Annotated in this window: 18 protein-coding genes; 14 read left to right on the forward strand and 4 right to left on the reverse strand. The window is 65.8% G+C overall.

The genetic code is table 11. The features are described 5' to 3' along the window. Positions 1-81 precede the first annotated feature (81 nt). Genes RA21_RS21610 through RA21_RS21620 form a run of 3 tightly spaced genes read right to left on the reverse strand, consistent with a single transcriptional unit; the run spans position 82 to position 2921 of the window. Entirely contained in the window at positions 82-1026 is a 945-nt protein-coding gene (locus RA21_RS21610) for an iron chelate uptake ABC transporter family permease subunit (RefSeq protein WP_039152636.1), read from the reverse strand. Then, positions 1019-2005: an ABC transporter permease gene (locus RA21_RS21615; protein WP_082009030.1), complete on the reverse strand. Its 987-nt coding sequence runs from the start codon at positions 2003-2005 to the stop codon at positions 1019-1021. Before RA21_RS21615 ends, RA21_RS21610 begins: the two co-directional genes overlap by 8 nt. Next, positions 1998-2921 (reverse strand): siderophore ABC transporter substrate-binding protein, encoded by a 924-nt coding sequence (locus tag RA21_RS21620; RefSeq protein ID WP_039152663.1) that lies wholly within the window; start codon positions 2919-2921, stop codon positions 1998-2000. The genes RA21_RS21615 and RA21_RS21620 overlap by 8 nt, the downstream gene beginning before the upstream one ends. Before the next feature lie 367 nt (positions 2922-3288). Here RA21_RS21620 and speA point away from each other — a divergent pair, with 367 nt between their 5' ends. The 12 genes from speA to RA21_RS21680 all read left to right on the forward strand — a co-directional run bounded on the left by speA (position 3289) and on the right by RA21_RS21680 (position 18547). Next, positions 3289-5175, forward strand: a complete 1887-nt coding sequence (gene speA / locus RA21_RS21625; protein WP_039152638.1) for a biosynthetic arginine decarboxylase — start codon at positions 3289-3291, stop codon at positions 5173-5175. Between the two features lie 76 nt (positions 5176-5251). Next, positions 5252-6463, forward strand: coding sequence for a saccharopine dehydrogenase family protein (locus RA21_RS21630; RefSeq protein WP_039152641.1), 1212 nt, complete (start codon positions 5252-5254; stop codon positions 6461-6463). A 109-nt stretch (positions 6464-6572) separates the two neighbouring features. Beyond that, positions 6573-7745, forward strand: a complete 1173-nt coding sequence (locus tag RA21_RS21635) for a carboxynorspermidine decarboxylase (RefSeq protein WP_039152664.1) — start codon at positions 6573-6575, stop codon at positions 7743-7745. Then, positions 7742-8602, forward strand: a complete 861-nt coding sequence (speB, locus tag RA21_RS21640) for an agmatinase (protein ID WP_039152643.1) — start codon at positions 7742-7744, stop codon at positions 8600-8602. The genes RA21_RS21635 and speB overlap by 4 nt, the downstream gene beginning before the upstream one ends. A gap of 193 nt (positions 8603-8795) precedes the next feature. Continuing rightward, on the forward strand, positions 8796-10781 hold the full coding sequence (locus RA21_RS21645; protein WP_052257744.1) for a TonB-dependent receptor plug domain-containing protein: 1986 nt from the start codon (positions 8796-8798) through the stop codon (positions 10779-10781). 296 nt (positions 10782-11077) lie between these two features. Next, positions 11078-12844: an IucA/IucC family protein gene (locus RA21_RS21650; RefSeq protein ID WP_052257745.1), complete on the forward strand. Its 1767-nt coding sequence runs from the start codon at positions 11078-11080 to the stop codon at positions 12842-12844. Then, entirely contained in the window at positions 12831-14543 is a 1713-nt protein-coding gene (locus RA21_RS21655; RefSeq protein ID WP_039152646.1) for an IucA/IucC family protein, read from the forward strand. The genes RA21_RS21650 and RA21_RS21655 overlap by 14 nt, the downstream gene beginning before the upstream one ends. Positions 14544-14548: 5 nt before the next feature. Then, entirely contained in the window at positions 14549-15781 is a 1233-nt protein-coding gene (locus RA21_RS21660) for an AMP-binding protein (protein ID WP_039152648.1), read from the forward strand. Further along, the gene (locus tag RA21_RS21665) at positions 15778-17067 is read left to right on the forward strand and encodes a DUF6005 family protein (protein WP_039152650.1); all 1290 of its coding nucleotides are present in this window, start codon (positions 15778-15780) and stop codon (positions 17065-17067) included. The genes RA21_RS21660 and RA21_RS21665 overlap by 4 nt, the downstream gene beginning before the upstream one ends. Continuing rightward, positions 17064-17903 (forward strand): sugar phosphate isomerase/epimerase family protein, encoded by an 840-nt coding sequence (locus tag RA21_RS21670; protein WP_039152652.1) that lies wholly within the window; start codon positions 17064-17066, stop codon positions 17901-17903. Before RA21_RS21665 ends, RA21_RS21670 begins: the two co-directional genes overlap by 4 nt. A gap of 111 nt (positions 17904-18014) precedes the next feature. Then, positions 18015-18269, forward strand: coding sequence for a type II toxin-antitoxin system CcdA family antitoxin (locus tag RA21_RS21675; RefSeq protein ID WP_039152654.1), 255 nt, complete (start codon positions 18015-18017; stop codon positions 18267-18269). Further along, positions 18257-18547: a CcdB family protein gene (locus RA21_RS21680; protein WP_039152655.1), complete on the forward strand. Its 291-nt coding sequence runs from the start codon at positions 18257-18259 to the stop codon at positions 18545-18547. Before RA21_RS21675 ends, RA21_RS21680 begins: the two co-directional genes overlap by 13 nt. Positions 18548-18563: 16 nt before the next feature. Here the strand turns inward: RA21_RS21680 and RA21_RS21685 are convergent, their stop codons facing one another. Further along, a complete protein-coding gene (locus RA21_RS21685; protein WP_039152657.1) occupies positions 18564-20402 on the reverse strand; it encodes an ABC transporter ATP-binding protein in 1839 nt (612 codons plus the stop codon). Between the two features lie 267 nt (positions 20403-20669). Between RA21_RS21685 and RA21_RS21690 the strand changes: the two genes are divergently transcribed. After that, positions 20670-20963, forward strand: a complete 294-nt coding sequence (locus RA21_RS21690; protein WP_039152659.1) for a DUF2218 domain-containing protein — start codon at positions 20670-20672, stop codon at positions 20961-20963. A gap of 160 nt (positions 20964-21123) precedes the next feature. Next, on the forward strand, positions 21124-21912 hold a 789-nt coding region (locus RA21_RS21695; protein WP_039152670.1), incomplete at its 3' end, for a MotA/TolQ/ExbB proton channel family protein.

A 21912-nucleotide genomic window follows, 5' to 3' on the forward strand; every position in this document is an offset into this window, starting at 1 on the left:
CCCGCCCCGCCGGGATTTCAGCACTTACGTTTTGCAGGATGGGGTTTGCTGCGGGGCCATAGCTCAGGCCTGAAATATCAATCACCGGATTTTTCCTTTCACCAGCAGGACCAGGAACAACAACCCGCCGCAGAACTCGATGACAACAGCCAGGGTGGATTGCAGATGCAGCAGCCGCTCGAACACCGTTTGCCCGGCCACAAGGATCAGTGCGCCGATCAGGGCGGCGGCGGGCAAAAGCAGCGCATGGCGGTGGCTCTGCATCAGGCTGTGGGCAAGGCTGGTGACCAGCAGGCCAAGGAAGGCCAGCGGCCCCACCAGCGCGGTCGCAACCGACACCAGCGCCGCAATCAGGCACAGCACCCGCAGCTGCAACCCGTCATATGCCACGCCAAGACTGCGTGCCGGGGTGCGGCCCAGAGCGGCCACGTCCAGCACGCGGTGATGACGCACCAGCCACAGAGCCGCCAGCGCCATCAGCCCCAACCCCGCCATCAGCGCCGAGCGGTCGATGCCGCTGAACTGGGCAAACATCCGCGCCTCGACCATGGTGAACTCCGAGGGCTCCATCAGCCGCTGCAAAAGTGCGGTGAGGGTGCGGAACATCACCCCCAGCACCACGCCCGCCAGCACCATCAGCTGGATATCGTGGCGGGTGCGGCTGAGCAGGCTGGTGAACAGCAGCAGCGCCGCACCCAGCATCACCGCGGTCTCTAGCGCAAACCCCGGAAGGCCGGAAATGCGGCTGGCGCCCGCAGCCCCCAGCCCCGCCACCAGCCCGGTCTGCAGAAGCAGGAACAGCGCATCAAACCCCATGATCGAGGGCGTCAGGATGCGGTTCTGGCTGATGGTCTGGAACAGCACCGTCGCCACCCCGGCAGAGGCACCGACCGCCAGCAGCGCCGCCAGCTTGACCAGCCGCAGCTCAAGGATATAGGCGGTCGGGCCGCGCAAGCCCCAGAACAGGAACAGCGCCGCCGCCGCCGCCAGCAGGCAGCCCAGAACAATCAGCCGCCGGTCAGCCACCCGCCCGCCGCCCCAGCAGAAGGTACAGGAACACAGCGGCCCCGAAGATGCCGAACACGGTGCCGGCCGGGATCTCATAGGGATACCGCAGCAGCCGTCCCAGGATATCGCAGACCAGCAGCAGCCCGGCCCCGGCGGCGGCCACAACGGGCAGGCTCTCGCGCAGGTTGTCGCCCATCAGCCGCGACACCAGATTGGGCACCACCAAGCCGATAAAGGGCAGCATCCCCACCGTCACAATCACCAGCGACGACACCAGCGACACGGTGACAATGCCAAACCCCAGCACCTGCCCGTAACGAAGGCCCAGGTTCAGGCTGACATCGCGCCCCAGCCCGGCAATGGTGAACTGATCGGCGGCAAAGTAGCTCAGCAGCGCCAGCCCGCCCGCCAGCCACAGCAGCTCATACCGCCCCGCCAGGATGCCGGAAAACTCACCGCTCATCCAGACGCCAAGGTACTGCAGCAGCTCGCCCTCGATGGCGATGAAGGTGGCCACCGCCATCAGAAGCCCGCCATAGACCAGCCCGGACAGCGGGATCAGCAGCACCTGATGCGGCGGGATGCACCGCGCCAGCAGCATGAAAACACCAGTGCCTGCCAGCGCCGCCCCAGCGGCGGCCAGCATTTTGACCAAAATCGGTGCGCCCGGCGCCAGCAGCGTCACCGCCAGCAGGCCCAGCATCGCCGCCTCGCTGGTGCCGGTGGTGCCCGGCTCGACAAACCTGTTGCGTACCAGCAGTTGCATGATCACCCCTGCCACCGCCATCGCGGCACCGGTCAGCAGCACTGCGGCAGTGCGCGGGATGCGGCTGACCGCCAGCACCCGCAGCGCCTGCGGGTCGCTCAGCAGCGTGTCCAGCGGCAACGGCCCGGCCCCGACCAGCAGGCTGAACAGTGCCAGCGGCACCAGCAGCACCGCCGCCAGCAGCAGCCAGCGGCGCGGCGCAGCCGTATTGGGGGCGGCCAAATCAGCCACCCGCTTTGACGCCCTGCGAAAACCCGGCCTGGATTTCCTCCAGCGTGGCCGTCATCGACTGGATACCGCCGCCCGCCACATAGATATTGGCGGCGTTCAGATAGATCACCTGCCCCGCGGCCCAGGCCTTGGTGCCCGCCACCAGCGCGTTGTCCAGCGTCACCGCGGCGGCTTGATTGCCTTGCCCCAGCGCCACGGCCCGGTCCACCACGATCAGCCAGTCGGGATCTGCGGCGGCGATGAACTCGAACGACACCGCCTCGCCATGGGTCTGCGCATCCAGATCCGGCACCGCCTCCGGCAGGTCCAGCGCCTTATGCAGCCAGCCGAACCGTGACTGCGCCCCATAAGCCGAGACCCGCGGCCCGTTGGTCATCACGATCAGCGCATCGCCGCGCCCGGCCACTGCCGCCTTGGCCTCTGCCAGCTTGGCGTTGAACGCTGCTTCCAGCTCCGCCGCCCGGTCTTCGCGCCCGGTCAGCTGTCCATAGCTGCGCAGCCGCGCCAGCGCCTGCTCTGCCAGATCGGTGCCCCAGATCGTCATGTCGATGGCCGGCGCAATCTCCGCCAGCGGCTCCACTTGCGTGGAGGACCGCCCGCCCGCCACGATCAAGTCCGGCGCCAGCATGGCAATCGCCTCGAAATCCGGCTCAAACAGGGTGCCGGCCGAGTCTGCACCCTGCTGCAGGCCGTCCAGATAGCTGACGAACATCTCGGCAGGCAGGCCCACGGGCTGAACCCCAAGCGCACCCAGCGTATCCGCCGCAGCCACGTCCAGAACCACGATTCTCTCTGGGATTTCAGGCAGCTCCACCCTGCCCCTTGCGGTCTCAACCGCAACCGCTTGCGCCGATGCCGCACCCGCCAGGGCGAAAAAAACCGGCGCCGCCAGTTGCAAAACCTTCCAATGTGCCATTTCCTGTCCTCTGATGAGATGGACTTCGGCTGGCTTGGAAGGCTTGCTGAAAATCAAGGGGGGCTTACCGGCACATGCTGCAAAAGTCCAGACGCACCATTTCGCTGCCCCCGCGGCAGCCAGCGGATGCGCCCGCCCGGCGAAGGCGCGCAAATCACCGGCCTGCCTGCAGAAAACCTCTTGATGCAGCGAAACACCGATTGTAAGGAGGCGGCCACCGCACGGTCCTGCACCTGATAAGGCTTCGAACCGAACCGTCAGCTTTGCACCTCCCAGCCCCCTCGAACTCTGGACAGAAAGGCCCCGCGATGCCGCACCGGCTCCCCCTCTCCGATTTCCCGAAACGCCCGGCACAGGCGCAAAGCCGATGAGCGGCGGCGAAACCTATGAGGGCCTCTATGGCCTCGACGCCTGGGGCAGCGGCATGCTGGAGGTCACCCCGGACGGCGCCGTCGCGCTGCGCCTGCCGCAGGACCCGGACGCCAAGCCGACCCCGCTGCCGGAGGTAATCGCGGCGATTGAGGCGCGCGGCATTTCCGCCCCTGTGGTGCTGCGGGTGCATCAGTTCCTGGAACAGTCGCTGAACCAGCTGCATGACGCCTTCAACGGCGCGATTGAAGCTGCGGGCTACAAGGGCCAGTACCGCGGCGTGTTCCCGATCAAGGTGAACCAGCAGGCTGAGGTGATCGGCCACCTGATGGCCGCGGGCCAGAAATTCAACTACGGGCTGGAGGCAGGCTCCAAGCCGGAGCTGATGATTGCCTTGTCTCAGCCCCTGCCCGAAGACGCGCTGCTGATCTGCAACGGATCGAAGGACGAGGCCTTTATCCGGCTGGCGATCCTGTCGCGCAAGCTGGGCCACAACACCGTTATCGTCATTGAGACGCTGGACGAGTTCGACATCATCCGCCGGGTGGCGGAGGATCTGGACATCCGCCCGCTCTTGGGTGTGCGGGTCAAGCTGACCGAGCGCGTCACCGGCAAATGGCAGGCCAGCTCCGGCGACCGCTCCACCTTCGGCCTTGGCGCCCATGATCTTGTGACCCTGATGGACCGGCTGCGCGACAGCGGCTTCCTCGACTGCTTGGTGCTGCAGCACAGCCACCTCGGCAGCCAGGTGCCCAACATCTTCGACATCCGCCGCGCCGCGGATGAGGCCTGCCGCTTCTTTGTCGAACTGACCCGCATGGGCGCGCCGCTGACCCACATGGACCTCGGCGGCGGCTTGGGCGTCGACTACACCGGCGCCCGCCGGCCGGACGACAACTCGGTCAACTACACCGTCAACGAATACTGCACCAATATCGTCGAGACCATCCGCTACGCGCTGGATGAGGCGGGCCTGCCCCACCCCACCATCGTCACCGAAAGCGGCCGCTTCGTGGTGGCGCATTCCTCGATCTTCATCTTCGAGGTGCTGGGCGCCACGCTCTATGACGCGCCGCAGAAACCGGACGTGCAGCCCGACGACCATCACCTGGTTTCCGACCTGATGGCGGTGGAGGCCTACATCGGCGCGCCGCGTTTTCAGGAGGCGCTGAACGACGCGATCTATTACCGGGATGAGCTGCGGGCGCTGTTCCGCCGCGGCCAGATCGGGCTGGCGCAGCTGTCGCGCGCCGAACAGGGCTTCCTGTATCTGGCGGGCCTGTTCAAATCCGCCGCCCGCGGCGACGACAGCCTGACAGAGGCCGCCAGCGCCCTTGGCGCCTTCACCGACCACTACCAGGGCAACTTCTCGCTGTTCCAGTCGCTGCCGGATGTCTGGGCGATCGACCAACTGCACCCGATGATGCCGCTGCAGCGCCTGAACGAGATGCCCGCCCGCAACGCGATGATCACCGACATCACCTGCGACAGCGACGGCAAGCTGGATCACTTCATCCTGGCCGACGGCACCTCCAACGCCCTGCCGGTCCACGACCTGCGCGAGGATGAGCATTACCTGATCGGCGTGTTCTTTGTCGGCGCCTATCAGGAAACGCTCGGCGACTTGCACAACCTGTTTGGCGATGCCAACGTGGTCACCATCTCTCTGGACGGCCAGGGCGGCTTTGATATCGAGCACGAGACCGAGGCCGACACCATCGCCGAGGTGCTGTCCTATGTCGAATACGACCCGCGCCAGTGCCTGGAAACCTTCCGCAAGCGGGTGGAACGCGCCGTGAAATCCGGCAAGGTCAACGCCGCGGAGCGCCGCCAGATGATTGCCGCCTACAAGGACAGCCTTGCCGGCAGCACCTATTTCGACTGAAGCCGCCCCCCGGCTGACCACCCAGGGGCACATCGGAACACCGGGGCCCCGGCCCCATCTGCAAAGGAAAAAACACATGGAAAAGGTTCTGGTTGTTGGCGCCGGCGGCGTCGGATCCGTATCGGTCACCAAGATGGCCATGCACCCGGAGATCTTTAAGGAGATCACCCTGGCCAGCCGCACGGTCTCCAAATGCGAGGACATCGCGGCCAACGTCAAGGAACGCACCGGCGTCACCATCCGCACCGCCCAGCTGGACGCGATGAATGTCGCCGACACCGTGGCGCTGATCAAGGAAACCGGCGCCGAGCTGCTGGTGAACCTGGCCCTGCCCTATCAGGACCTGGTGCTGATGGACGCCTGCCTGGAGGCCGGCATTCACTACCTCGATACCGCCAACTACGAGCCCGAGGACGAGGCCAAGTTCGAATACAAATGGCAGTGGGCCTATCAGGAGCGCTTCAAGGATGCAGGCCTGACCGCGATTCTGGGCGCCGGTTTCGACCCGGGCGTCACCTCGATCATGGCCACCTGGGTGCGCAAGCACAAGCTGGAGGGCATCCGCCTGATCGACGTGCTGGACTGCAACGGCGGCGACAACAGCAAGCCTTTTGCCACCAACTTCAACCCGGAAATCAACATCCGCGAAGTCACCGCTCCGGCCCGCCACTGGGAAAACGGCGCCTGGATCGAAAGCCCGGCGATGACCCATAAGTACGAGTTCGACTTCCCCGCCGTGGGCAAGAAGAACATGTACCTGATGTATCACGAGGAACTGGAGTCGATGTCGACCCACTTCCCGGAGATTGAGCGCGCCCGTTTCTGGATGACCTTCGGCGATGCCTACATCAACCATGTCACCGTGCTGCAGAACATCGGCATGACCAGCATCGAGCCGGTGATCCACAACGGCCAGGAAATCATCCCGCTGCAGTTCCTGAAAACCGTGCTGCCGGACCCCTCCGAACTGGGTGAGCTGACCAAGGGCAAGACCTGCATCGGCGACATCATCACCGGCCCGGCCAAGGACGGCGGCGCAGAGAAGACCTACTACATTTACAACATCTGCGACCACGAGGAATGCTATGCCGAAGTCGGCAGCCAGGCGGTGGCCTATACCACCGGCGTACCTGCAATGATCGGCGCCGCGATGGTGATGAACGGCACCTGGCGCGAGCCGGGTGTATGGAACACCGAACAGCTGGACCCGGATGCCTTCATGGACATGCTGAACACTGACGGCCTGCCCTGGCAGGTGGTCGAGCTGGAAGGCCACCCGGAGTTCTAAGCGCTCCAAAACACCGGCTGCGGGCATCCACTGCCCGCGGCCAGACATGTCGGGCTGGTTTCTTCAGAAGCCGGCCCTTTCCGTTCCCGCCGCAACGAAAGACCTCGCCATGGACATCAAAGCGCTCTCCACCGACAGCTTTGCCCGCTTCGACCTGCACCGTGTGCCCTCCCCCTGTTTTGTGGTCGACGAGGTTGCGGTCGAACGCAACCTGACGATCCTGAAACAGGTCGCGGATGCCTCCGGCGCCAACGTCCTCTTGGCGCTCAAGGCGTTTTCGATGTTTGCCGTCGCCCCCTTGGTGCGGCGCTACCTGTCCGGCACCTGCGCCTCCGGCCTTTACGAGGCGCGGCTCGCGCGCGAGGAATTCGGCGGCGAGGTCACCACTTATTCCGCGGGCTTCAAGGCGGACGACCTGCCGGAAATCATCCGCCTGTCGGATCACCTGATCTTCAACTCCCCCGCCCAGCACCGCCGCTTTGCGCCGCTGATTGCAGAGGCCCGCGCGGGCGGCGAAAACATCTCCATCGGCCTGCGCGTCAACCCCGAGCATTCCGAGGGCTGGAACGAGAAATACGACCCTACTGCCCCCTGCTCGCGCCTCGGCACGCCGGTGTCGCAGCTGAGCGATCAGGACTGGGAGGGCGTCGAGGGCCTGCATATGCACACGCTCTGCGAACAGCTGTTCGAACCGCTGCAGCGCACCTTCGCCGCGCTGGAAGAGAAGATGGGCCACCGCCTGTCGAGCCTCAAATGGATCAACCTCGGCGGCGGCCACCACATCACCATGCCGGACTATGACCGCGACGGGCTGATCGCCCTGATCCGCCACATCCGCGAAACCTACGATGTTGAGGTCTTCATCGAGCCGGGCGAGGCCGTGGCGCTGCATTCCGGCATCCTGGTGGGGGAGATTCTCGATGTGGCGGAAAACGCCATGCCGCTGGCAATCACCGATATCTCCGCCACCTGCCACATGCCCGACGTGATTGAGGCCCCCTACCGCCCCGACCTATTGGGCGAAGTCTCGGACGTGCCGCCGCACCGCCTCGGCGGCCCGTCCTGCCTCGCGGGCGACGTGATCGGCGACTACGGCTTTGCCACCCCGCCGCAGCCCGGCGACCGCATCGCCTTCCTCGACCAGTCGCATTACTCGATGGTCAAGACCAACACCTTCAACGGCGTTCCCCTGCCCGCGATTGCGTTGTGGAACTCCGATACCGACGCGCTGAAACTCCTGCGCACCCCCTCCTATGACGATTTCAAGGACCGCCTGTCATGACCTACTTCCTCGAAGGCGAACTGAGCGACGCCGAACGCGATCCCGCCACCGCCCGCTTCCGGGTGATCCCGGTGCCGCTGGAGCGCACCGTCTCCTACGGCGGCGGCACCGAGGGCGGCCCGGAGGCCATTCTTGAAGCCAGCGTCGAGCTGGAACGCCTCTACCGCGACGCAGAACCCTGCGCCGCGGGCATCGTGACCGAAGACGCCGTCGACTGCACCGGCCCCCTGCCCCAGGTGATGGAGCGCATCGCCGCCCGCACCGAGGCCGCGGTGGCCGCTGGCGCCGTTCCGGTGACATTGGGCGGCGAGCACGCGCTCAGCTACGGCGCAGTGCGCGGTGTTGCCCGCGCGCTGGGGCGCCCCGTGGGCATCGTCCAGATCGACGCCCACGCCGACCTGCGCAAGGCCTATCAGGATGAACGCCACTCCCACGCCTCGGTGATGCAGCTGCTGGCAGAGGAAGACGGAATCCGCATCGCCCAGTACGGGGTCCGCGCCATGAGCCAGGAAGAGGTCGACCGCCGCGCCGCCTGCAACGTGATCTCCATCGACGCAGAAGAGCTGGTTACCGGCAACATCCACTCCGTGACCCTGCCCGATGATTTCCCGCAGGATGTCTATGTCAGCTTTGACGTCGACGGGCTGGACCCGGCGATCCTGCCCGCCACCGGCACGCCCGTCCCCGGCGGCCTCGGCTACTACCAGGCGCTCAACATCGTGCGCAGCGCCCTTGCGGGCCGCAATCTGGCAGGCTGCGACGTGGTGGAGCTGGCACCGACCGAGGACAGCCGGGTGTCGGAATTCACCACCGCCCAGATCACCTATGCGCTGATGTCTTTCGCAGCGGCCAAGTAACGCGTCCGCGGCCGGGGGCATCTGTTTCCGGCCGCATCGCTTGCGCGGCAAAACTGCAACAGTGCATAACGAACTAATTTACTCAATAATACCCCCTTGCGCCAGGCGCAGCACCTCCCTATCAGGCCCAAGCCTTTGAAAAGGCAAGCCAGGATTTAACCCAAGCTAACAGCTCCAAGAACACGGGTTAATCATGGCACGAACTTCCAGCATCCGCCTGTCCGGGCTGCTCTGCAGCACCGCGCTCACACTCATCACCGCCTCCGCCGCGCTGGCCGAGGAAGACGAGGTCCTGTCGCTCGACCCCATCGTGGTCAAACAGCGCGACCCCATCGGCAACGCCGCCGACCGCGCAACCTCGATCTATGTGGCCGACGCCGAGATCGAACGCGCCGCAATGGGCGACCTCAAGGACCTGTTTGCAGGCATCGCCTCGGTTTCCGTCGGCGGCGGCATTCCGATCGCGCAGAAGATCTTCGTCAACGGCGTCGACATGCTGAACCTCGCGGTGCAGGTGGACGGCGTCAGCCAGAACAACCGCACCTTCCACCACGTCAGCGCCAACGCCTTCGACCCCGGCTTGATGAAATCGGTGCGCGTCGACCCCGGCGTTGCCCCCGCCGATGCCGGCCCCCGCGCGCTGGCCGGCCGGGTGGTGATGGAAACCATCGACGCCGGGGACATCCTGGAAGACGGCGAAACCTTCGGCGGCCAGTCCCGCCTGTCCTATTCCAGCAACGGCAACACCGCCCAGGGCTCGCTGACGCTTGCGGGGCGCAGCGGCGGCTTTGAAATCCTCGGCTACGCCAAGCGCTCCACCGGCGACAATTTCGAGGACGGCGACGGCCTCGAGGTGACCGGCTCCGGCGCGAACCTGACCGCAGGCCTGTTGAAATTCGCTTATGAAGGCGATCAGGGCGACCGCATCGAACTGTCGCTGCAGGAAGTACAGGACAATGAAATCCGCAACTTCCAGCCCAACTTCGGCGCCAGCAGCCGCGGCTTTGCGCCCTATTACACCAAGCGCCGCATCGCCTCGCTGCGCTATGAAAGCGGCAATGAGACCGGCCTGTGGGATCCGTCGGCAACCCTCGGCTTCTCGGAAATCAACGTCGACCGCCCCTCCGACCCGTTCGGCGATTCCACTGCGACCAGCTCCAACACCTATTCGCTGACGCTGCAGAACGACTTCCACCTGTCCGACAGCAACACCATCACCGCCGGGGTGGATTACCAGGAGCGCGAAAGCTCTGTGAACGCCACCTGGACCAACGGCAAAACCGGTGAAGAAAGCAAGAACATCGGCATCTTCGCCCAAGCCCGGCTGGAACCCACCGACCGGCTCAGCGTCTCCGCAGGCCTGCGCTATGACTGGCAGGACTTCACCGGCCAGGATTTCGCCCAATCCGGCACCGCCTTCACCGGCTCAGCCTCCGGCGCAAGCGGCAACCTGTCGCTGGTCTATGATCTGACCGACTCCCTGTCGCTGCGGGCTGGCTATTCCAACGTCTTCGGCGGCTATGATCTGGAGGACAACTTCCTGTTCTACCAGGCGTGGGACTACTCGAACCTGCAGTCCTCACGCGCCAGGAACATCGTCGTAGGTGCCGACTGGCAGCGCGGCAACTGGACCTTGGGCGGTGAGCTGTTCAAGACCAATATCGACAACGTCCGCGAAGTCTCCCGCGCCGGTGCCGTAGGTGGCAACGACTTCGAAAGCAAGGGTTTCAACATCGCCGCCACCTATGGCTGGGACAGCGGCTTCGCCCGCTTCACCATGAACAACAGCGATGTGTCGTTCAACGGCGGCCCGGCGGAAAGCTTCTACCTGGTCGATTCCGGCACCCCGATCGGCAAGGTGCTGGCGTTTGAGGTGCAGCAGGAAATCCCCACCATGAACCTGCTTGTCGGCGGCAGCGTCGAGGCGGCACTGTCCAACGACAACGGCGTCAGCGAAACCTACACCCAGAAACAGCCGGGCTACGGGGTGCTGAACCTCTTTGCCGAATACAGCCCGCCGTCGCTGAACAATCTGACCATCCGCGCCGGGATCGACAACGTGTTCGACAAGACCTACGCCGACCGCGCCACCTATGGCACCGAATACACCTCCTCGACGATCACTGCGTTCAACGAACCGGGCCGCAACATCTCTGTTGTTGCCACGCTCAAATTCTGAGGCAGCTTCGGACCTCGCGGCTTCCGGCGGTTCTCCGCCGGAAGCCGCAAACCTCACTAAAATACTCAGAAATCCCTTTCCCCGTCCCGCCGCACAGGCTAAGTACGGGGCGTGAAGGCACCTTCACAGCCGGCGGCCAGCCTTTTGCCCGCGCCGCTTCGCAGCCAGCTTCCCGCTAGTTCCTGTCAAAAACAGACCCGGCACGACGGCCCGGCACCGCCGGGGTCCGCCTGCGCCGCGGCACGGCTACGGGAAGACCCCATGCACCCTGCCCGCCCCCTGACGGGAGGCCAGTGATGAGCCTCCACCAAAGCATCCCTTGCGCCGCCACCGCCGCGCAGGCCGCTTCGCTTCAGGCGCTCCTCAACACCTATCTGCGCGAAATGACCCCCGGCAGCGCCGTGTTGGCCGATGACCGCAGCACGGTGGAGATCCCGCTCAGCCACATCCCCGCCCGGCTGCGGCTAAGGATCACCTATTTTTCCGACACTGGCCCGCACACCTTCGGCCCGGCGCAGATCCTGTTTGATACCTCCAGCACCTGGCACTCCGCCCCCGCGGTGCAGGTCCTGACCCTGATCGCGCAGGAGTGTTTCGCCCGCCTCAACACCCGCGATGCGGGCCAGCTGCCGGAATTCCTGCGCGGCCTCTTTAACAGCAACGCCGGGATCGAGCAGAACCTGCGCCGCCACGCAGGTTCACCCGAACCGGACGGCTTCCTCAGCGCCGAACAGGCGCTCACCTTCGGCCATTGGCTGCACCCCACCCCCAAAAGCCGCGACGGGCTGACCAATTGGCAGCAGACGGCTTATGCACCTGAATACGCAGGTGAATTCCGTCTCACCTTCTTTGCCTCGGACAAGACACTTGTCACAGAAGGCTCCGCCAATCTGCCCGCCGCAGACATGCTCCGCCAGATCCCCGGCCTCGACGGCGCGTTCCGGCTGCGCCCTGATGAGGTGCTGATCCCCGCCCACCCGCTGCAAGCGCAGATGCTGCGGCTCGACCCGGCGGTGCAGGCGCTGCTGGCAACAGGCCGCCTGCGCGATCTGGGCGAGGCCGGCAGCCCCTTCGCCGCCACCTCCTCCCTGCGCACGCTCTACGCAGCAAACTGCCCTTGGATGCTGAAATTCTCGGTTCCCGTGCGGCTCACCAACTCCCTGCGCGTGACCAAGCACAATGAGCTGGAAACCGGCGTCTCAATGGCACGGCTGCTGAACCATCTGGACGCAGACAGCCTGCATCCGCGTTTTAGCATCCTCAACGACCCGGCCTATCTGACCCTGACCCTGCCGGGCCGCAGCGAAAGCGGCTTTGAGGTGATCTTCCGCGAAAACCCCTTCATGAGCACCGCGGGCCAGGGCGTCTACAACCTAGCCGCCCTCACCGCCGACCCGCTGCCGGGCCGCACCGCGCTGCTCACCAGCCTCATCCAGCGCTTGGCAGCCGACCACGGCGAGACACCGGCAGACACCTCCCGCCTGTGGTTCGAGGCTTATCTCACCTGCATGCTCAACCCGGTGCTGGACCTTTACGACCGCCACGGCATCGCGCTGGAAGCGCACCAGCAGAACAGCCTGCTGGACCTCAGCACCGGCCTGCCGTCGCGCGGCTACTACCGCGACAACCAGGGCTATTTCATCGCCGAGGACGCCCTGCCCCGCCTCAGCGCGCTGGAACCGTCGCTGGCGGACCAGCCCGCCCTGGTCTACCCGCGTGCCCACATCAACGAAAGGATGGCCTACTACCTGGTGGTCAATCAGATCTTCGCCGTGATCCGCCGCATCGGCTGCGACGGGCTGGTGCCGGAGCCCGCGCTGCTGCTGCAACTGCATCGCCGCCTGGCCTTGGCCGCCAGCCGTCTCAGCGGCGCCGGGGCAGAGTTCGCCCGCTACCTGCTGACCGCCCCTGCGCTCAGCGCCAAGGCCAACCTGCTGACCCGCGCCCGCAACATGGATGAGCTGGAAACAGACGCGCAAGAAGGCCTGTTCCTGCAGATGCCGAACCCGATCGCCGCGACACAGGCTCACTCCCTGCAGGAGCGCGCCGATGTCCCTGCATGAGACCGTAAGCCGCGCAACCTCCGCCCCCCGCGTGCTGCGCCAGCTGTGCGAGGCGCTGCTCAGCGAGGGCTGGGCCGCATCGCTGCAACTGGACCGCAGCCAGACCCTCATCTGGTCCTTCCGCCAGAGCCAATTCCGCGCCCGCGGCCGCCGCGGCGCCTTTGGCCGCTACCGTCTGCAGGAGGGCAGCATCGAGATCCATGACAGCACCAAATGGCGCCCCGCCAGCACCGAAGACGTGCTGACTGCGGTGGCCGACCCCTCGCCTGCGCTGGACATCCTGCGCGCCGATCTTCAGCACACCGAACACCTCAGCGACCTGACCGCGCTGCATATCCCCGCCGCAACCCGGCGGCACCGTCTGGGCATTTCCGCCCTTGAAACCGCCCTGCACGAGGGCCACCCCTATCACCCCTGCTACAAGGCCCGCAGCGGGTTCACCGACGCCGACCACCTTGCCTACGGGCCGGAGGGCGGCGAAACCTTCCGCCTGGCCGGCGTGCTGCTCCACCAGTCTCTGGTGCAGCAGGTGCTGCCTTCGCCGGATTTCTGGGAACGCGAACTGGGCCGGCAAGAACGGCAGCGCATCACCGCCCTGGCAGAGCAGAACGGCGCGCCTCTGGATAGCTTCCGCCTGCTGCCCCTGCACCCCTGGCAGCACGCCAAGCTGCAATCGGACCCGCAGTTCAACAGGTGGCGCGCATCCGGGCAACTTGCAGACGCCGGCCCCGTCGGCACCCCCTGCCGCGCCACCCAGTCAATCCGCACCCTGATGAACGCCGCAGACCCCGCCCGCGCCCATGTGAAAACCGCGATGGCGATGCGCAACACCTCCTCGCTGCGCACCCTCGCGCCGGAATCAGTCGCCGTCGCCCCGGCAATCTCCAATTGGCTGGCGCAGGTGCTGGACAGCGACCCGCTGTTCACCAGCCGCTACCTGCTGACCATCCTGCCGGAATACGCCGCCATCACCGCCGGCCGCGGCACCGCGCTCGACGGGCATCTGGCCGCGATCTGGCGGCAAAGCCCCGAAGCGCTTGGCCTGCCCGCAGACCAGATGATGCCGTTCAATGCCCTTGCCCTGACCGAGCCCGACGGCACCCCCCTGATTGCCCCCTGGATCGAAACCCACGGCCTGGACGCCTGGCTCGCCCGGCTGATTGAGGTTGCGGTGCTTCCCGTCTGGCACCTGATGGTGGCGCATGGCATCGGTCTGGAGGCGCATGGACAGAACCTGATCCTGCACCATGAAAACGGCTGGCCCGCGGGCCTCATCGCCCGCGACTTCCACGAAAGCCTGGAATACGTGCCGGATCTGCTGTCGCATCCGGACCTATGCCCGGACCTCGCCCAAATCGACCCGGTCTATGCGGACGCACCGCCGGACAGATTCCACCGCATGTCCAGCGCCGAAGAACTGCGCTGGCTGGTGATGGACACGCTGTTTGTCTTCAACCTCGCCGACCTCTCCGACCTTCTGCAGCGCCACTACGGGCTGGCAGAGGCCACCTTCTGGCGCCGGATCCGCACCCGTCTGGACCGCTACGCGTCGGAACACGGCCTGCAGCAGCGCCAGGCCGCCTTCGCCCCCTTCACCCCCCAGATCCGCGCCGAAAGCCTGATTTCCCGCAAGTTAGAGCCTGAAAATCCGCAACACGGCCACCTGATCGCCAATGCCCTGGCCACCGGAAAAGGATAACCGCCATGTTTGTTCTGAACGACACAACCATCGACCCCTCGGACCTCGCCGCGCGGCTGGACCGCGTACTGAGCGATCCCGCCGCGCACCGCTACGGCCTGCACATGCAGAACGCCGGCGCCGCGCTTTCGGCGCTTTTGTACCTGCGCGCGCAAGGCGCCGGCGTCTTCCCGATCCACGCGGGCATCCCGCCGGAAACCGCCCGCACCATGGCGCAGGCCGCGGGCTGCGACGTGATGCTCAGCGACGGGCTGAAACAGACCGCCCTGCCGCAAGCGGAAAGCACCCCGCGCGGCGGCGTGCTGGTGCAGATGAGCTCCGGCACCACCGGTGCGGCCAAGGTGATCACCCGCAGCTGGGCGGAAATCGCGGCAGAGGTCGAAAGCTACGCCGCCTTCTTCACCGCCAGCGCCGCGATGACACCGGTGATCGCCTGCCCCGTCACCCATTCCTACGGGCTGATTGCCGGCGTCTTCGTGGCGCTGCACCGCGGCCATGTGCCGGTGGTGCTCGACAGCCTGAACCCGAAATACATCCTGCGCCGCCTGCGCGAAACCGATCAGCCGCTGCTTTATACCTCGCCTGCGATGCTGCACACGCTGGCCCACCTCCTGCCCGAGGGTCAGCGCCTCTACGCCGCCAACACCTCCGGCACCGTGCTGCCAGAGGCCTGGTTCCAGATGATCCGCACCCGCACAACCCATCTGTTCCAGCAGTACGGCTGTTCGGAGGGTGGCTGCGTCGCCATCAACCAGGATCTGCAAAACCCCTATGACGTCGGCCAGCCGCTGCCGCATGTGGCCCTGGCCGCCGGGTGCAGCAGCAATCCCGAGGCAATCCGCATCACCATCGCCGGGCAGACGATCGACACCGGCGACCTCGGCCACCTCAATGACAGCGGCATGCTGGTCTTCACCGCCCGCGCCGATGACATGATCAACGTCGCAGGCCTCAACGTCTATCCGCAGGACATCGAACAAGCCGTCATGGCCCTGCCCGGCGTCAGTGACGCCGTCGCCTTCCGCCTGCCCGACCCGCACTCCGGCGCCCGCGCGGGCCTCCTGTACGCAGGCACCGCAAGTGAAGACACCATCCGCCAGGCCTGCCGCGCAGCGCTTGCGGACTACCAGCAGCCCGCCCTGATCCGGCATCTGCCTGCCCTGCCCCGCCAGGCCAACGGCAAGATCAGCCGCCGCGAAATCGCCGCGAAATTCACACCGGAGAGTGCAGACGCATGACCTACGACCATATCCTCGAGGCAATCCGCCAGACCCTCTCCGGCCCGCTTGCCAACCCGCATATGCAGAACTTCTCCGCCCAGTCGGTGCTGAACGACGACCTGCACATCGACTCGGTGATCTTGATCAACCTGATGCTGCATCTGGAAACCGACCACGGCATCGAGATGCCCGAGCGCGAGCTGTCCAAGGATGACTTCGCCACCGTCGACGGGCTGATCCGGATGCTGCTGGGCGAAGAGCCCGCGCCGCAGGCAGACACCGCCCCCGCCCCCAGCGAGATCACCGTGCATTGCTTCGTCAGCTGTCTCTGCGCCGCGATCCGGCGGCATGAGCACCTGAACTTCCGCCCCTTCTACTTCGGCACCTGGGACAGCAGCTTTGCAGTGACGCCTGCGATGCAGCTCGCCTACCACAGCGAGGAGATCACCCAGGACCTCTATGCCGATTGGGTCGAACGGCTCTACAACATCCCGGTGCGCGAATGGTACGACCATAGCCAGACCAAGGAGCAGAACCTGATCCGCTTCGAACAGCTCCTCTCAACCAAATCCGATGACGCGCAGCTAGTGGTTTTCCTCGACATGTTCCACCTGCCGGAGCGCGAGAACAAGTACAACCAGAACCCCTTTCCGCATTACGTCATCATCGAACTGACCGATGATCCGGACCTCTGGCACCTCTATGACCCGGACTACCGCTGGCGCGGCGACCTGCCGCGCGAGACCATCCTGAGCGCGATGGCGCAGCCGACGGTGGCAGGCGGATACATCCTGAACAGCGGCGATGCGCAGGCACCGCAGGCACCGGATCTGGCCGCCTATTTCACTGAAACCTTCCGCGCCGATGACAACCTGCTGACCTCCGCCCTGCGGCGGATCTTCAGCTACCACTGCGACCCCGCCCGCCCGCTGGCGCTGGCGGACCTCGGCCGCGCGGTGCGGGAAATGCCGGTGCTCTCCTTGCGCAAATACGCCTACGAGCACGCCTTTGCCTTCTTCTGGCAGGAGCTGGACACCGCGTTTGAACCCTTCGACGCCGAATGCGACCGGGTGGAGGCGCTCTGCGAGGGCTTCCGCAGCCTGCATTTCCTGGCCGCCCGCATCGCCCATACAGGCGACCGCGCCATGATCCCCGACCTGTTCGCGGCGCTGGATGCGCTGGACCAGCTCGAATTCACCATCAAATCGGCGCTGCACGCCCAGTTTGACACCTGGTGTGCCATCAACCTGCCAGCCCAGAATTGCCGCCCGGCCAGCCCCCAGCCGCAGGAGGTTCCGGCATGAAAATCTCGCTTTGCACCATTTCCTTCCGCCACCAGCTGATCGGGCTCAAGGACATTGCCTTCTGGGCCCGCGACAACGGCTTTCAGGGCATCGAGCTCTGGGGCGTGCACGCGCGCAACCAATCGCCGCTGGCCATTCACAACGCCCAATGGATGGCGGCGCAGGGCCTGTCGGTGCCGATGATCAGCGACTACCTGCCGCTGCATGACCCGGACCTGCTGCGCGACCGCACCCTGGCCCTCTGCGCCCAGGCCCGCACCTGGGGCGCGGCCAAGATGCGCACCTTTGCAGGCCAGCAGGCCAGCGCCGAGGCCACGGCCGGCGAACGCCGCCAAACCACCCGCGCCCTGCGCGAGGCCTGCATTATCGCCGCGGATCACGGGCTGAAACTGCTGGTCGAAACCCATCCCGGCACCCTCGCCGACTCGCTAACGGCGACCTGCGATCTGATCGACGCCACGGACCACGACGCGCTCGCCATCAACTTCGACGCGCTGCACGTCTGGGAAGGCGGCGACGACCCGGTGGAGGCCCGCCGCATCCTGTTGCCCCGCATCGCCCATTACCACCTGAAAAACGTCTCCGCCCGCAACCGGCTGGACGTCTTTGCCCCCGGCAACGTCTACAGCGCCGCCGGCAGCCGCGACGGCATGGTGCCGCTGTTCGAAGGCGCCTATGACTACAGCACCCTGATGGCCGAATTAGCCCAGGATCCCGCCTGCGAGGCCTCGCTGGAATGGTTCGGGGATGCGGTTTTTCAGACTCTAAAAAGCGATATCGTCCAGATTCGCACCCGAACCCAAAGCGACATGCCAGAAACGGCAGAGGCCGTCTGACTGTCGGCACCTTGCCAAATTGGCACCTGGTGCGCCCCGCAAGGCGCACCGGAGTTTGCGATATATACTCGGACGGTATATGTTGGCGGTATAACACCGGAGCATATCCTCATGACCGCCACCGCCAAACGCAAGACCTCCCTTACCCTGGATGCGCAGGCGCTGGACCGCGCCAAGGCTCTCGGCATCAACGTCTCCGCAGTGGCAGAGACCGCGCTGATGCAGGCCGTTGCCGAGGCACGGCGTAAGCAGTGGCTGAAGGAAAACGCCGATGCCTTTGCCGCGCAATCCGACTGGCACGAACAGCACGGCCACCCGCTGGCTGACATCATGACTGCGCCAGGGGCAACCTCGTGGAAGGACTGACCCGCTTCGACGTCGCGGAATACAACGGTATCTCCATGGTCGTGATCGAAAGCGATCTGCTGCCGCCCGACCCGTCCGTCGTTGTCATTCCGTTGCTGGCAAACTACCCGGCCGTGACGCACCTGAACCCGGAAATCACGCACAAGGGCCAACGCCTGATCCTGGCAACCCGGCTGATCGCAGCGGTGCGCCGCGCCAGCCTGCGCCGCACCGGCTCTGTTGCGGATCAGGGCGACCTGATCACCCGTGCGGTGGATGTGCTGATGGCGGGCGTCTAGGCCTCCCGCCTCAGTATCACACCATCTCCGCCACCCGCTCCGCCGTGCCCGCCTGGCGCTGCCACAGCCCGGCATAGACCCCCTGCCGCGCCAGCAGGTCGGCAGGGCTGCCGTCCTCGGCAACCTCCCCCTCCTGCAGCACCACGATCCGGTCCATCTGCGCAATCGTCGACAGCCGGTGGGCAATCGCAATCACCGTCTTGCCCTGCATCACGTCCAGCAAAGTCTTCTGGATCGCTGCCTCCACCGCACTGTCGAGCGCCGAGGTCGCCTCATCCAGGATCAGGACCGGCGCGTTCTTCAGCACCACCCGCGCAATCGCGATCCGCTGCCGCTGGCCGCCCGACAGCGCCACGCCGCGTTCCCCCACATGGGCGTCATAGCCGGTCCGCCCCGCGTGGTCGCGCAGGCCCATGATGAACTCATGCGCCTCCGCCCGCTTGGCGGCAGCAATCATCTCTGCCTCCGTGGCACCAGGGTTGCCGTACATGATATTGGCCCGCACCGAGCGATGAATGAGCGAGGTGTTCTGCGTCACCACCCCGATCCGGCTGCGCAGGCTCTCCTGCGTCACGCCGCGGATGTCCTGCCCGTCGATCAGGATGCGCCCGCCCTCCGGGTCGCGGAACCGCAAGAGCAGGTTGATCAGGGTCGATTTTCCCGCCCCCGAAGGCCCGGCGATGCCAACCCGCTGACCCGCCGGGATATGCAGATCAATGCCGTTCACCCCGCCTGCCGTGTTGCCGTAATGGTGCCGCAGCCCCTCGATCCGCACCTCGGCATGGGCCACTTCCAGCGGCTTTGCCGCCGGCGCATCCGTCACCTCATGCGCGGCCGACAAGGACCGCAGACCTTCGCGGATCACGCCCATGTTCTCAAACAGCCGGATCGTCACCCACAGGATCCAGCCGCTCATGCCGTTGAGCCGGATCGTCAGGGCCGAGACCGCCGCCACCTCGCCAACGCTGACAGACCCGCGCATCCACAGCCAGATGGCAGGCGCCACCACGATCAGGATCAGCACGCCGTTGATGGCAATGCTTCCGAACGCCAGCCGCGTCATCATCCGCAGAAACCGCTGATACCGCGTCCGCAGCCGCCGCAGCGCCGACAGCGCATAGGCCTGCTCCTGCCCGTCGCGGGCAAACAGCTTCACCGTCTCGATATTGCCATAGGCATCGACAATCCGCCCGGTCGCGGCAGAGCGCGCATCGGACCATTTCTCAGCCGTCGCCGCCACGTTCAGCGCGGTGTGCCGCACATACAGCCCATAAAGCCCGACCCAGGCCACCAGCGGCACCGCCAGCCGCCAGTCGATCTGCGACAGCACCACCACCGCGCCGATCATATAGGTGACGGCAAACAGCACCGCCTCGAACAGCATATGCACGCTGTCCTGCACCGCAGGCCCCATCTGCATCACCCGGTTGCTCAGCCGCCCGGCAAAATCGTTCTGAAAGAACCCCGCCGACTGCCCCAAGAGATGCCGGTGCGCCTGCCAGCGCACCTGTTCCTGCAGGTTCGATGACAGCGTCTGCTCCAGCAAGAGGTGATTGAGCCCCACCAGCGACGGCCGCACAACCAGCACACAGAACAGCGCCAGCAGCATCTCAGTGCCATGCGCGTCCCAGAACGCGCCCGCGCCGGTCTCCGCCATCAGATCGACCACCCGGCCGGAATAGAAGATCAGCCCGCTCTCCATCAGCGCGGTCAAAACGCCGGTGGCAAACATCAGCGGCAGCCATTTTCGGTAGGGCCCCAGCTGCTGCGCCAGATAGGCCCTTAAATTGGCCCGCGGCGGCGCCTGATGGGCCGGCGCAAAGGGATCGACAAGATTTTCAAAAGCCCGGAACATTGTGGAGGCCTCTCAAGGATTTTCGTGGAACCGCTTGAGATGTGGGTCGCCGTATCCGCCCGCCCGAAGCCCTTAAAACAGAGTCTAACAAGGGCAAGGGCGCGGATCCTGCCTGCACCGCAGCCTGGCCCTTCTACGCATCCAGGCCCCGCTTGTCAGCAGCGAAATTCACGCCCTGGCGGCAAAATGCGCGCCAGTTTTCCGCTTGCGGCAGGCTTGCGGCGCGCTATTGTGCTGCAATCTGAGTAAAACACTAAGGATTACAACATGCTCACCGATCAGGGCCATTTTGAGACCCCGAACGCCTCCAAATACCTGCAGCAGCTGTGCAAACATTTTGCGCATAAGGTGCCCGTGGACCACGACGGCACCCGCGGCACCATCGCGCTGGGAATGGGCCCGGCCACCCTGCAGGCCACAGAAAACACCCTGACTGCCGAAGTCACTGCGCCGGATGTAGCTGACCTGGCCGAGGCGCGCGACATCATCGACCGCCACCTCATCCGCTTCGCCTTCCGCGAGGAGTTTGAGGCCATGACCTGGCAGTCAGACGCCGCCTGACCCGATAATCTTGACAAAACGGGTTGGTTTTCCTACCCGTGACCCCGCGTTTCCCCCTGAGACGCTTGCAGCAAGGCATTCCCCGCTCCCTCAGGGGCCGCCCAGCCATCCCGACAATCTGACGCCGCACCCCGCGGCGCCTCTGGCTGGAGACCGGTCCATGACCCTTCGTTTGCCCGCAGCCGCGGCTGCCCTTCTGCTCATGGCCCCCTTTGCCGCGGCTCAGGAAAGCCCGGCAGCCCCGGTCCCTACCATCACCGCAGACACGCCCGCCGCCGCCGGAACAGCGCCAGAGCCGACAGCCGCGGTTGCCCCGGCCCCAACCCTTCCGTCAGACGCAGATACCCCCGTCGCGGACCCTGCAGCCTCCTCTGCCCCGCAGCCCGCGGCTGAACCGCCCGCCGCCCAGCCCGAACTGGCGCAGATGGCGGGCGATGCCTCTGCCAAAGCGCTGAACTTCCTGCGCGACGGCGGCCCCTCGATCTGGGCCATCGCGGCCCTGTCTGTCATCACCCTGGCGCTGATCCTGTGGAAGATCTGGCGGCTGGCCCTGATCGGCGCCTGGTCCCGCGGCAAGGCCGCCCGCGCTGTCACCGCTTTTGAGTTCGGCAACCGCGCCGAGGCGCTGGACATCACCGCAGGGCGGCGCGGCATCCGCTCCCGCGTGGTCGTCGCCGCGCTCAACGCCACCGCCAGCCTGCCGGAGGACCGCGCCCGCGAGGAAACCGCCCGCGTCGCCAAGCTGCATCTGGCCAGCGCCGCCACCGGCCTCGGCGCGCTCGAACTCATTGCCACTATCGCCCCCCTGCTGGGCCTCCTCGGCACTGTTCTGGGCATGATCGCCGCCTTCCAGGCGCTGCAGGCCGCAGGCTCCAAGGCCGACCCCGCCTTGCTGGCCGGCGGTATCTGGGAAGCGCTGCTGACCACCGCCGCCGGCCAGCAAGGCGGG

Origin of the sequence: Leisingera sp. ANG-DT (assembly GCF_000813785.1) — a bacterium.
Lineage (GTDB): Bacteria > Pseudomonadota > Alphaproteobacteria > Rhodobacterales > Rhodobacteraceae > Leisingera.

Coding starts and splice junctions, on each gene's coding strand:
- RA21_RS21620 (WP_039152663.1), bottom strand. CDS start 2,921: ATGGCACATTGGAAGGTTTTGCAACTGGCGGCGCCGGTTTTTTTCGCC.
- speA (WP_039152638.1), top strand. CDS start 3,289: ATGAGCGGCGGCGAAACCTATGAGGGCCTCTATGGCCTCGACGCCTGG.
- RA21_RS21630 (WP_039152641.1), top strand. CDS start 5,252: ATGGAAAAGGTTCTGGTTGTTGGCGCCGGCGGCGTCGGATCCGTATCG.
- RA21_RS21635 (WP_039152664.1), top strand. CDS start 6,573: ATGGACATCAAAGCGCTCTCCACCGACAGCTTTGCCCGCTTCGACCTG.
- speB (WP_039152643.1), top strand. CDS start 7,742: ATGACCTACTTCCTCGAAGGCGAACTGAGCGACGCCGAACGCGATCCC.
- RA21_RS21645 (WP_052257744.1), top strand. CDS start 8,796: ATGGCACGAACTTCCAGCATCCGCCTGTCCGGGCTGCTCTGCAGCACC.
- RA21_RS21650 (WP_052257745.1), top strand. CDS start 11,078: ATGAGCCTCCACCAAAGCATCCCTTGCGCCGCCACCGCCGCGCAGGCC.
- RA21_RS21655 (WP_039152646.1), top strand. CDS start 12,831: ATGTCCCTGCATGAGACCGTAAGCCGCGCAACCTCCGCCCCCCGCGTG.
- RA21_RS21660 (WP_039152648.1), top strand. CDS start 14,549: ATGTTTGTTCTGAACGACACAACCATCGACCCCTCGGACCTCGCCGCG.
- RA21_RS21665 (WP_039152650.1), top strand. CDS start 15,778: ATGACCTACGACCATATCCTCGAGGCAATCCGCCAGACCCTCTCCGGC.
- RA21_RS21670 (WP_039152652.1), top strand. CDS start 17,064: ATGAAAATCTCGCTTTGCACCATTTCCTTCCGCCACCAGCTGATCGGG.
- RA21_RS21675 (WP_039152654.1), top strand. CDS start 18,015: ATGACCGCCACCGCCAAACGCAAGACCTCCCTTACCCTGGATGCGCAG.
- RA21_RS21685 (WP_039152657.1), bottom strand. CDS start 20,402: ATGTTCCGGGCTTTTGAAAATCTTGTCGATCCCTTTGCGCCGGCCCAT.
- RA21_RS21690 (WP_039152659.1), top strand. CDS start 20,670: ATGCTCACCGATCAGGGCCATTTTGAGACCCCGAACGCCTCCAAATAC.